This is a genomic window from Streptomyces africanus, from assembly GCF_002150735.1.
Taxonomy (GTDB): domain Bacteria; phylum Actinomycetota; class Actinomycetes; order Streptomycetales; family Streptomycetaceae; genus Streptomyces; species Streptomyces africanus.
Genome location: NZ_MUKA01000137.1, coordinates 1 through 10,169 on the forward strand (window position 1 = coordinate 1; position 10,169 = coordinate 10,169).

11 protein-coding genes and 1 pseudogene are annotated in these 10,169 nt (G+C 71.0%); 9 read left to right on the plus strand and 3 right to left on the minus strand.

Features of this window, described 5'->3' with window-relative positions; genetic code table 11:
* Positions 1–138: pseudogene (locus CCL05_RS46260) on the minus strand (SLATT domain-containing protein); the annotation flags it as partial.
* A 243-nt stretch (positions 139–381) separates the two neighbouring features.
* Between CCL05_RS46260 and CCL05_RS18705 the strand changes: the two are divergent.
* The 5 genes from CCL05_RS18705 (at position 382) to CCL05_RS18725 (ending at position 3,193) form a co-directional block, all read left to right on the plus strand.
* Positions 382–723 (plus strand): YbaB/EbfC family nucleoid-associated protein, encoded by a 342-nt coding sequence (locus CCL05_RS18705; protein ID WP_086561642.1) that lies wholly within the window; start codon positions 382–384, stop codon positions 721–723.
* Positions 724–823: 100 nt separating this feature from the next.
* Positions 824–1,423 (plus strand): recombination mediator RecR, encoded by a 600-nt coding sequence (recR, locus tag CCL05_RS18710; protein ID WP_003991835.1) that lies wholly within the window; start codon positions 824–826, stop codon positions 1,421–1,423.
* Positions 1,416–2,075 (plus strand): DUF5063 domain-containing protein, encoded by a 660-nt coding sequence (locus CCL05_RS18715; protein ID WP_086561643.1) that lies wholly within the window; start codon positions 1,416–1,418, stop codon positions 2,073–2,075. The genes recR and CCL05_RS18715 overlap by 8 nt, the downstream gene beginning before the upstream one ends.
* Before the next feature lie 59 nt (positions 2,076–2,134).
* On the plus strand, positions 2,135–2,473 hold the full coding sequence (locus CCL05_RS18720; protein WP_208641563.1) for a hypothetical protein: 339 nt from the start codon (positions 2,135–2,137) through the stop codon (positions 2,471–2,473).
* Between the two features lie 180 nt (positions 2,474–2,653).
* Positions 2,654–3,193, plus strand: coding sequence for an SgcJ/EcaC family oxidoreductase (locus CCL05_RS18725; RefSeq protein ID WP_086561648.1), 540 nt, complete (start codon positions 2,654–2,656; stop codon positions 3,191–3,193).
* On the opposite strand, the gene CCL05_RS18730 is transcribed toward CCL05_RS18725, so the two are convergent.
* Complete coding sequence (locus CCL05_RS18730) at positions 3,159–4,544, minus strand: sensor histidine kinase (protein WP_086561644.1); 1,386 nt, start codon at positions 4,542–4,544, stop codon at positions 3,159–3,161. The two genes, CCL05_RS18725 and CCL05_RS18730, sit on opposite strands and share 35 nt — an antisense overlap.
* Positions 4,541–5,263, minus strand: a complete 723-nt coding sequence (locus CCL05_RS18735) for a response regulator transcription factor (RefSeq protein ID WP_086561645.1) — start codon at positions 5,261–5,263, stop codon at positions 4,541–4,543. The genes CCL05_RS18730 and CCL05_RS18735 overlap by 4 nt, the downstream gene beginning before the upstream one ends.
* 235 nt (positions 5,264–5,498) lie before the next feature.
* Between CCL05_RS18735 and CCL05_RS18740 the strand changes: the two genes are divergently transcribed.
* The 4 genes from CCL05_RS18740 to CCL05_RS18755 all read left to right on the plus strand — a co-directional run bounded on the left by CCL05_RS18740 (position 5,499) and on the right by CCL05_RS18755 (position 10,131).
* Entirely contained in the window at positions 5,499–6,776 is a 1,278-nt protein-coding gene (locus tag CCL05_RS18740) for an aspartate kinase (protein ID WP_086561646.1), read from the plus strand.
* The gene (locus tag CCL05_RS18745) at positions 6,776–7,861 is read left to right on the plus strand and encodes an aspartate-semialdehyde dehydrogenase (protein ID WP_086561647.1); all 1,086 of its coding nucleotides are present in this window, start codon (positions 6,776–6,778) and stop codon (positions 7,859–7,861) included. Before CCL05_RS18740 ends, CCL05_RS18745 begins: the two co-directional genes overlap by 1 nt.
* 534 nt (positions 7,862–8,395) lie before the next feature.
* Entirely contained in the window at positions 8,396–8,971 is a 576-nt protein-coding gene (locus CCL05_RS18750) for a SigE family RNA polymerase sigma factor (RefSeq protein WP_010032008.1), read from the plus strand.
* The gene (locus tag CCL05_RS18755) at positions 8,968–10,131 is read left to right on the plus strand and encodes a hypothetical protein (protein ID WP_244204321.1); all 1,164 of its coding nucleotides are present in this window, start codon (positions 8,968–8,970) and stop codon (positions 10,129–10,131) included. The genes CCL05_RS18750 and CCL05_RS18755 overlap by 4 nt, the downstream gene beginning before the upstream one ends.
* Positions 10,132–10,169 lie beyond the last annotated feature (38 nt).

Sequence of the window (10,169 nt, forward strand, 5' to 3'; positions counted from 1 at the left end):
GTCGAGCCGGACCGCCGGCTCCCCCCAGTCCCCGAGCGGGAAGGCCCGCCCGGTCAGATCGCCCGGCCGCAGCCGGGCCGCCCCCTCGCCCCGTCCGTCCTGAGGCGGCCCCTCGGGCTGCATCTCCGGCTGACCCACCCGGCACTCCCTACTGACCACGCTGCGTGACAAGTGACACACACGACGCACACGCGCCGGACCCTTCCTACCCCCCAACGGGTGGCGAAGATGTAGCTTTCGCCGCTTTTCCGCCCGGAAGTATTCCTTGATCAGTTATAGGGCGCGAGGCAAACTCACTCGAAAGAGTGCTGGGGCGACGGCAGGCCCGACCACGTAGGCTCGTGCCGAACGGGAAAACCCGTACCGAGCAAGGAGCTGATCGTGATCCCCGGTGGTGGCCAGCCCAATATGCAGCAGCTGCTCCAGCAGGCCCAGAAGATGCAACAGGACCTGGCGCAGGCGCAGGAGGAACTGGCGCAGACGGAGGTCGACGGCCAGGCGGGCGGCGGACTCGTGACCGCGACCGTCACCGGCGCCGGCGAGCTGCGCAACCTGAAGATCGACCCGAAGGCGGTGGATCCGGAAGACACCGATACCCTCGCCGACCTGGTCGTGGCGGCGGTACAGGCGGCCAACGAGAACGCGCAGGCGCTGCAGCAGCAGAAGCTGGGCCCGCTCGCGCAGGGTCTGGGCGGCGGCGGCATCCCCGGTCTGCCGTTCTGAGACGCCCGCCGCCTTCCTCGGACAGGCGGCTGACAACTACGGTACGTACGGGAAGGCCGTACGGCGCGCACGACCCCGATGACCCAGGAAAGGCAGTCCGTTGTACGAAGGCGTGGTCCAGGACCTGATCGACGAGCTGGGGCGGCTGCCCGGCGTCGGTCCGAAGAGCGCCCAGCGGATCGCCTTCCACATCCTGCAGGCGGAGCCCACGGACGTACGGCGGCTCGCCCAGGCCCTCATGGAGGTCAAGGCGAAGGTCCGCTTCTGCGCGACCTGCGGCAACGTCGCGCAGGAGGAGCTGTGCAACATCTGCCGTGACACCCGCCGCGATCCCGCCGTCATCTGCGTCGTCGAGGAGCCGAAGGACGTCGTGGCGATCGAGCGCACACGTGAGTTCCGGGGCCGGTACCACGTCCTGGGCGGAGCGATCAGCCCGATCGACGGGGTGGGGCCGGACGACCTGCGGATCAGGGAACTCCTGGCCCGCCTGGCCGACGGCACGGTCACGGAGCTCATCCTCGCCACGGACCCCAATCTGGAAGGCGAGGCGACCGCCACGTACCTCGCCCGCATGATCAAGCCCATGGGCCTGAAGGTCACCCGCCTGGCCAGCGGCCTCCCGGTGGGTGGCGACCTGGAATACGCGGACGAGGTGACCCTCGGTCGCGCCTTCGAGGGGAGACGACTCCTAGATGTCTGACGCCACGCTGCACGCGACCGACCAGAACCCGGACGACTTCGCCGTCCAGATCGCGGACCAGGTCGAGAGCTTCCTGGTCGCCGTCACGGAGATCGCGAAGGGCGACGAGCCGGAATCGGCCGTGCCGTTCCTGCTCCTGGAGGTCTCCCAGCTCCTCCTGGCCGGCGGCCGTCTCGGCGCGCACGAGGACATCGTGCCCGACGAGCGCTACGAGCCCGACCCGGGCCCCGAGCCGGACGTCGACGAACTCCGCGAGAACCTGGCCCGCCTCCTCGACCCCGTCGACGTCTACTCGGAGGTCTTCGACCCCTACGAGCCCCGCAAGGCGCCGGTCCCGGCCCGTATCTCCGACGACCTCACCGACGTCATCACCGACCTGCGCCACGGCATGGCCCACTACCGGGCGGGCCGCACCACGGAGGCCCTGTGGTGGTGGCAGTTCTCCTACTTCTCCAACTGGGGCTCCACCGCCTCCGCGACCCTGCGCGCCCTCCAGTCGGTCCTCGCCCACGTCCGCCTCGACCAGCCCCTGGCCGAACTCGACGGTCTCGACACGGACCAGGACATGGGCGACGACACCCTGGAGATCGAGGCGGGCCGGGTGATGGCGGAGGAGATCGCGGGCCCGCTGGGGCTGCGCCCGGCCAAGTAACCGCCCCCGCGTGAGCGGCTTTTCCCCCACAGCCCGGCCCAGGGCGCGATGATGGCCGTATGACCGGTCAGTCGAAGGCGTGGATGTGGACGGGTATCGGGCTCTGCGCCGCCGGGGCCCTGGGGCTCGTCGTCGGCGCCGTCCTGGACGTGGAGGCGGCGGATCCCTGGGCCAGTGTGGCCGGCGGTGTCGCCGCGCTGATCGGCCTGGCGCTCGCGGTGTACGCCGGGTTCCAGGGCTCGGCCGGTCCGTCCGGCACATCCGGTGGTACGGCGGTGAACGCGAGCGGTACGAGGTCCGTCGCCGCCGGCGGAAACATCGGTACGGTCTCGACCGGCGACGGCCCGGGACCCTCCGCGTCCGCCCCGCCGGCCAACCCCTCGCCCGGAGACACATGAGCCCCTCGGCGGAGGCCTCCGGGGGCAAGGACGCCTCACCCTGGGTGAGTTGGCCGCATCCTGGACGTCCCCTGTACGACAGCTGCACGGCCCCTAACCGGTGACAGGCGAGTCTGGAGTCACTTCCACCGCAGAGAAAGCGGAGGCAGTCAACTCCCCTCGATCTCACTGGAGATGAAGATGACCCGTCGCCCCGCGGCCCCGTCCGTACGCAAGCGCGTCGCCGTCGCCACCGCCGTGACCGTCCTCGCCGCCGGCACCTTCGCCGCCGGTGCCGGAGTCGCCGGGGCCGACTCGCGCGGCGCCTCCGAGAAGACGTCCGCCAAGAAGCCCACCCAGGCGCAGGTGCTCGGACTCTTCGACCAGTGGAACGCGGCGCTGCGGACCGGCGACCCGCAGAAGGTCGCCGACCTCTACGCCAAGGACGCGGTCCTGCTGCCGACCGTCTCCGACAACGTCCGTACGGACAGAGCCGAGATCGTCGACTACTTCGAGCACTTCCTCCGCAACAAGCCGGCCGGCACGAAGGTCGAGTCGGTCGTCAACGTCCTCGACCGGGACACCGCCATCGACACCGGCGTGTACGAGTTCGCGCTCACCGACCACGAGACGGGCGCGAAGAGCATCGTCAAGGCCCGCTACACGTACGCCTACGAGAAGCAGCCGAACGGCACCTGGCTGATCGTCAACCACCACTCCTCGAAGATGCCCGAGGGCTGACCGCCCGGAGGGTGATGGTCACGCACAGACCGCCCCCGGGCGCGTCCGTCAGGGCCACGGTCCCGCCGTCGTCCGTCGCCAGCTGCTTGACGACGGCGAGACCGAGACCGGAGCCGCCCTTCCCGGTCAGTCCCTGGCCGCGCCAGAAGCGGTCGAAGGCGCGGGACTTCTCGGCGTCCGACATGCCGGGCCCCTCGTCCAGGACCGACACCCCCACCCCATCGCCCCGGTGGTCCACCCGCACGGTGATCGTCCCGCCGTCGGGTGAGACCTCCAGGGCGTTGGAGAGCACGTTGTCCAGCATCTGGTCCAGATGGCCGGGGCTGGACAGCACAGACGGCCGGCCGTCGTCACTCCCCCTGAGCGCGACGGTGACTCCGCGCTCGTCGGCGGCCGGCCTCCACACGGCGAGCCGCTCCCGCACGATGTCCAGCAGCGGGAGCGGCTCGGCCGCCGTCACCTTCGCCTCGGCCCTGGCCAGCACCAGCAGGCCGTTGACCAGGCGATTCATCCGGACGACCTCGGCGGTGGCCTGCTCCACGTCCTCCCGGACGAACTCGTCGTCCACCCCGTCCGCGATGTTGTCCAGGGACAGCCGCAGGGCCGTGAGCGGGGTGCGCAGCTGGTGCGAGGCGTCCGCCACGAAGATGCGCTGGGCCGCGATCAGCGTGTCCATGCGTTCCGCGCCCTGGTTGAGGGTGCGCGCCAGCGTCTGGGTCTCCGGCGGGCCCGTCACGGGGGAGCGAGCGGTCAGGTCGCCGTCGCTGAACCTGCTCGCCATGTCGTTGAGCTGGCGCAGCGGGCGGGTGAGGCGGCGTGCCACCTCCACGCCGAGCAGGGCGGCCACCCCGAGGACCAGCACCGCGAGGGCCGCCCGGAAGCCCCAGATCGTCCACAGGCGGTCGGTCATCTCGTCCGTCGAGTAAACGATGCGCACGGCACCGGCGGCGTGGTCTTCCCCGGCCGTCCTGGCGGGGACCGTGATCACCAGCTCGGGCCCCCAGATGAAGGAGGAGCCCCAGTCGGTCGTGGCCTCGTTGCCGTCGAGGGCGGCGGTCAGGGCCGCGTCCCGCTTCGGGCGGGGCAGGCCCGGTGCGCAGCCCGGGGCTCCGGTCACCTGGACGTCGCCGGGCGTCTCGGCGGCGTACGCGGTGGCCATCTTCCGGAGCGCCTCGCAGGAGGTGGAGTCGCCGTGGGCCAGCAGCAGCGCCATGGTCTTGGCCTCGCGCAGCACGGACCCCTCGGTGTCGCCCCGCAGCTGGGAGGTGAGGGAGAAGGCCACCGGCACCGTGAACAGCGCGATGGCGATCGCGACGAGGAAGATGTAGCTGCGGACGAGCTGGCGGATCATGAGGCGGCGCTGTCCGTTCCGGTGCCCGGGTCGCCGCCGCCGTCCTCGACGATCTCCAGCCGGAAGCCGACCCCGCGCACCGCCTCGATCGTGATCGCCCCCGCGAGCTTCCGCCGCAGCGCCGCCACGTGCACGTCCAGTGTCTTCGTCGGCCCGAACCAGTTCGCGTCCCAGACCGCTTCCATGATCTGCTCGCGCGACATCAGCGCCCCGGGCTCCTCGGTGAGGAAGGCCAGCAGGTCGTACTCCTTGGGGGCGAGGGCCACCTCCTCGCCGTCGAGGCGCACCCGGGCCGCCTTGCGGTCGACGGTCAGGCGGGGGCCGTAGCGGTCGGGGCCGCTCCCGGGTGCTTCGGCGGGGGTGCGGGGCCGGGCGCGGCGCATGACCGCCCGGATGCGGGCGATGACCTCGCGGACGCCGAACGGCTTGGAGACGTAGTCGTCCGCGCCGATCTCCAGGCCCACCACCCGGTCCGTCTCGTCGCTGCGGGCGCTGATCACGATGATCGGGACGTCGCCGCGTGCGCGCAGCGCCTTGCAGACGTCCAGGCCGTCGGTGTCGGGCAGGCCGAGGTCCAGCAGGACGACGTCGTAGGGGCCCGGGTGGTCCAGCGCCGCCCGGCCTGTGGTGACCCACTCGACCTCGAAGCCGTAGCGCATCAGGCCGCGTCTGAGGGACTCGGCGACCGGTTCATCGTCTTCCACCAGAAGTACGCGCACAGGCGAACCCTAGTGCTTGAAAGTTGAGTCATCGCGGGCGGGCGCGTGCGATTGTGACGCCGGGCACTTTCTCGCGTGGCCTGTGCCCAGATGGGCATGAGCAGACCTGAACGAGTACCCCCGGAAGTCTCACCATGCGATATCGCGGAGGGGTTTTTCGGACGCTCGTTAGACTGAGCCGACCGCAGTACGAATGCGTATGAGCGGATAGAGACGGATTGAGCGAGGAGCGCACGTGGGCCTTGTCGTGCAGAAGTACGGAGGCTCCTCCGTAGCCGATGCCGAGGGCATCAAGCGCGTCGCCAAGCGAATCGTGGAAGCGAAGCAGAACGGCAACCAGGTGGTTGCCGTCGTTTCCGCGATGGGCGACACGACGGACGAGCTGATCGATCTCGCCGAGCAGGTTTCCCCGATGCCTGCCGGGCGCGAGCTCGACATGCTGCTGACCGCCGGAGAGCGGATCTCCATGGCACTGCTGGCCATGGCGATCAAAAAGCTGGGCCACGAGGCCCAGTCGTTCACCGGCAGCCAGGCAGGTGTCATCACCGACTCGGTCCACAACAAAGCCCGGATCATCGACGTCACGCCGGGCCGGATCAAGACCTCGGTGGACGAGGGCAACATCGCGATCGTGGCGGGTTTCCAGGGCGTCAGCCAGGACACCAAGGACATCACCACGCTCGGCCGCGGCGGCTCCGACACCACCGCGGTGGCCCTCGCGGCCGCCCTCGGCGCCGATGTGTGCGAGATCTACACCGACGTCGACGGCGTGTTCACCGCCGACCCGCGCGTGGTGAAGAAGGCCCGGAAGATCGACTGGATCTCCCTCGAGGACATGCTCGAGCTGGCGGCATCCGGGTCGAAGGTGCTGCTCCACCGCTGCGTGGAGTACGCCCGCCGGTACGACATCCCGATCCACGTCCGGTCCAGCTTCAGCGGACTCAAGGGGACGTGGGTCAGCAGTGAGCCGATCGAGCAAGGGGACAAGCAGGTGGAGCAGGCCATCATCTCCGGTGTCGCGCACGACACCTCCGAGGCCAAGGTCACGGTCGTCGGCGTGCCGGACAAGCCGGGCGAGGCGGCCGCGATCTTCCGGACGATCTCGGACGCCGAGATCAACATCGACATGATCGTGCAGAACGTGTCCGCCGCCTCCACGGGTCTGACGGACATCTCCTTCACGCTCCCCAAGTCCGAGGGCCGCAAGGCCATCGACGCCCTGGAGAAGAACAAGGGCACCATCGGCTTCGACTCCCTGCGCTACGACGACCAGATCGGCAAGATCTCCCTCGTCGGCGCCGGGATGAAGACCAACCCGGGTGTCACGGCCGACTTCTTCAAGGCGCTGTCCGACGCCGGTGTGAACATCGAGCTGATCTCGACCTCCGAGATCCGCATCTCGGTCGTCACGCGCGCCGACGACGTGCCCGAGGCCGTCCGTGCCGTGCACACCGCGTTCGGGCTCGACTCCGACAGCGACGAGGCCGTCGTCTACGGAGGCACCGGCCGCTGATGACAGGCCTCCGACGGGCCGACGGGTCCGGCCGGTCCGGGCGGCCGACGCTCGCCGTCGTGGGAGCGACCGGTGCCGTCGGCACGGTCATGCTCCGGATCCTGTCCCAGCGGGCGGACATCTGGGGCGAGATCCGACTGATCGCCTCCCCGCGCTCGGCCGGCCGCAAGCTGGCCGTGCGCGGCGAGGAGACCGAGGTCGTGGCGCTCACCGAGGAGGCCTTCGACGGGGTCGACGTCGCCATGTTCGACGTCCCCGACGAGGTCGCCGAGCGGTGGGCGCCCCTGGCCGCCGCCAAGGGCGCGGTGGTGGTCGACAACTCCGGCACGTTCCGGATGGACCCGGAGGTGCCTCTCGTGGTGCCCGAGGTCAACCCGCACGCCGTGCGGATGCGCCCGCGCGGGATCATCGCCAACCCGAGCTGCACGACGCTCTCCATGATCGTGGCCCTGGGCGCGCTGCACGCCGAGTTCGGGCTGCGCGAGCTGGTGGTCTCCTCGTACCAGGCGGTCAGCGGCGCCGGCCGCGCGGGCGTGGCGACGCTGCGGCAGCAGTTGTCCCTGGTCGCCGGCACGGAGCTGGGGACGAGCCCCGGTGACGTACGGCGGGCCGTGGGGGACGGCACCGGACCGTTCCCGGAGCCGGTCGCGCTGAACGTCGTGCCGTGGGCCGGGTCGCCGCGCGAGGACGGCTGGTCGTCCGAGGAGCTGAAGGTCCGGGACGAGTCCCGCAAGATCCTCGGGCTGCCCGGCCTCCCCGTGGCCGTCACCTGCGTGCGCGTGCCGGTGATCACCACGCACTCGCTGACCGTGCACGCCCGCTTCGAGGGCGAGGTCACCGTCGACAAGGCCCGCGAGATCCTCGCCACGGCGCCCGGGGTCGTGCTCTTCGACAACCCGGCCGCGGGCGAGTTCCCCACCCCCGCCGACGTGGTCGGCACCGACCCGACGTGGGTCGGGCGGGTACGGCGGGCACTGGACGACCCGACGGCGCTCGAACTGTTCGTCTGCGGAGACAACCTGCGCAAGGGCTCCGCGCTCAACACCGCACAGATCGCCGAACTGGTGGCCGCCGAGCGCTCGTGACGGGCCGGGCCCGTGGCTGTCGCCCGGGTTTCGGGAAGTTTCGCCACGCCGAAATCCCCCGCCGTGTGTCATAGGGGGTTTGTAGGATCTGTGTACGACATGTGAGCCGGTCGATGGTCCGGACCACTTGTCCCGGACCCCCTCGGCATCCGAGGATTTACCTCCCCGCCCTCCGCAACCACGCGGAGGGCGGGGAGCGTCTTTGCGATCGCCCTTACGGGCCGCGGGACGTGCATGCAGGCGTGGGGACGCCTGGAACCGGGCGTGGGGACGTCCGTTCACAAATGGACATAGGGGAAGAGCGGGACGCATGAGGGCATTTAATGCACCACCGTTTGTGCTGCCTGACGCGGGTAGACCGTCGACGGCCAAGGTCGGCGTGAAAGTGATGCCCGGCACGTACAACCCTCACGGGGGTGAGCGTGTCCAACAGACGTGGCAGAGGTACTCGACTTCAGCGCGGCACGCGGCACGGTCCTCAGACCGCCCCGTCCGGCGGCTCTACGACCCCGCATGGCCGGTACTCCCGGTGGCATGCCGGTGATCGCGCCCGTGCCCGCAGCGCGGCCGGCCCGCATCCCGAACCAGCGTGACGGCGCCGAGGACGGTGTCGCGGCCGGGACCACCGTCGACCACCTCACCGAGACCTACCGGGCGCACTACCGCTCGCTGCTCGGTCTCGCCGCCCTCCTCCTCGACGACACGGCCTCCTGCGAGGACGTCGTCCAGGAGGCCTTCATCCGTGTCCACTCGGCCCGCAAGCGCGTCCGCGACCCCGAGAAGACCCTGGCGTACCTGCGTCAGACGGTCGTCAACCTGTCGCGTTCGGCGCTGCGCCGCCGCATCCTCGGCCTCAAGCTGCTGTCGAAGCCCATGCCCGACATGGCCAGTGCCGAGGAAGGCGCCTACGACCAGCTGGAGCGCGACTCCCTCATCAAGGCGATGAAGGGCCTCCAGCGCCGCCAGCGCGAGGTGCTGGTGCTGCGCTACTTCGCGGACATGACCGAGGCCCAGGTCGCCGAGACCCTCGGCATATCCCTGGGCTCGGTCAAGGCCTACGGCTCGCGCGGCATCGCGGCGCTGCGGCTGGCCATGGAGGCGCCGGCATGAGCGACGGCAACGGCGTGCCCCGCGACGGGCGCGACCGGCACGAACCCTTCGAGTGGCACGAGCCGACAAGGCTGCACGGGCAAGATCCGAAGCAATCGCACGCTGGGAACGGAACTGTGAACCACGGCCTGGACGACCAGAGCCCCGAGGGGTTCGACTCGGACGAGCTGGACCTGCGCAGGATGCTGCACGACGTGGTGCAGGAGGTGGAGCCGCGCGACGGCACCCTGGACTATCTGCGGAAGGCGGTGCCCCAGCGCCGGGCCCGCAAGCGGCAAGCCGTCGTCGGCATGGCCGCCGCCGCGCTGTTCATCGGCACGGCCATCCCCGCTCTCGTGCACGTCTCCAACTCCACCGGCTCCGACGCCAACCCGTCGGTCGCCGGCCTCGCCTCCGAGACGCAGGGCGGCGCGAGCCAGGGCAAGGGCCCGGACGGCGGTGAGAGCACCGCGGGCAGCTCGCCCGGCAAGACCGAGGGCAAGGGCAAGGGCGACAAGAAGGAGAAGGGCAAGGAAGGCAAGAGCACCGGCGGCGCCTCCACCGGCGCGTCCCAGGGTGCCGGCCCGTCCTCCACCACCGCCGCCGGCATCCAGGCGTGCACCGCCGCCCAGCTCGGCCCCGCCAGCGGCAGCAGCGCCGCCCCCGACTCCACCGGCGCGGTCTACGGCTCCTTCCGTGTCACCAACGTCTCCGCGGCGAGCTGCACGGTCACCGGACCCGGCGACGTGAGCGCCCTGGCGCAGGGCTCGGCCGACGCCACCAAGATCGGTTCGGTCCGGCACACGGCCGGGGACGCGGCGGCCGGGCTGCCCGACCCGTCCCTGGAGGCCGCCCAGCTGGTGCTCGCGCCGGGCGTCGCCTACGACGTGAAGTTCGCCTGGGTGCCCACGGAGACCTGCCCCACCCCCGGCGGCGACCCGGGCGACCCCGGCGACCCCACACCCGAACCCACACCGACGCCGGACAGCGGCACCACGGGCGGCACCTCCACCGCCGGCGACACGGGCACGGCCCCGCAGCTGGCCAGGGAGGACGGCACACCCGACGGCAGCGTGGCGGTGACGTACACCCCGGCGACCGGCTCGGGCGCGACCTCGGTGACGGTGTCCAACGCGTGCGCGGGGACGGTCTACTGGACGGGCGTACTGGCGGCGTCGTAATGCGGCTGGCCCGCCTGGCGGCGGGCCGCGGTAGCCGC

Bases quoted from the DNA above. Each gene is read 5' to 3' on its own strand.
- CCL05_RS18715 (WP_086561643.1), top strand. From the start codon at position 1,416: ATGTCTGACGCCACGCTGCACGCGACCGACCAGAACCCGGACGACTTC.
- CCL05_RS18720 (WP_208641563.1), top strand. From the start codon at position 2,135: ATGACCGGTCAGTCGAAGGCGTGGATGTGGACGGGTATCGGGCTCTGC.
- CCL05_RS18725 (WP_086561648.1), top strand. From the start codon at position 2,654: ATGACCCGTCGCCCCGCGGCCCCGTCCGTACGCAAGCGCGTCGCCGTC.
- CCL05_RS18730 (WP_086561644.1), bottom strand. From the start codon at position 4,544: ATGATCCGCCAGCTCGTCCGCAGCTACATCTTCCTCGTCGCGATCGCC.
- CCL05_RS18745 (WP_086561647.1), top strand. From the start codon at position 6,776: ATGACAGGCCTCCGACGGGCCGACGGGTCCGGCCGGTCCGGGCGGCCG.
- CCL05_RS18750 (WP_010032008.1), top strand. From the start codon at position 8,396: ATGCCGGTGATCGCGCCCGTGCCCGCAGCGCGGCCGGCCCGCATCCCG.
- CCL05_RS18755 (WP_244204321.1), top strand. From the start codon at position 8,968: ATGAGCGACGGCAACGGCGTGCCCCGCGACGGGCGCGACCGGCACGAA.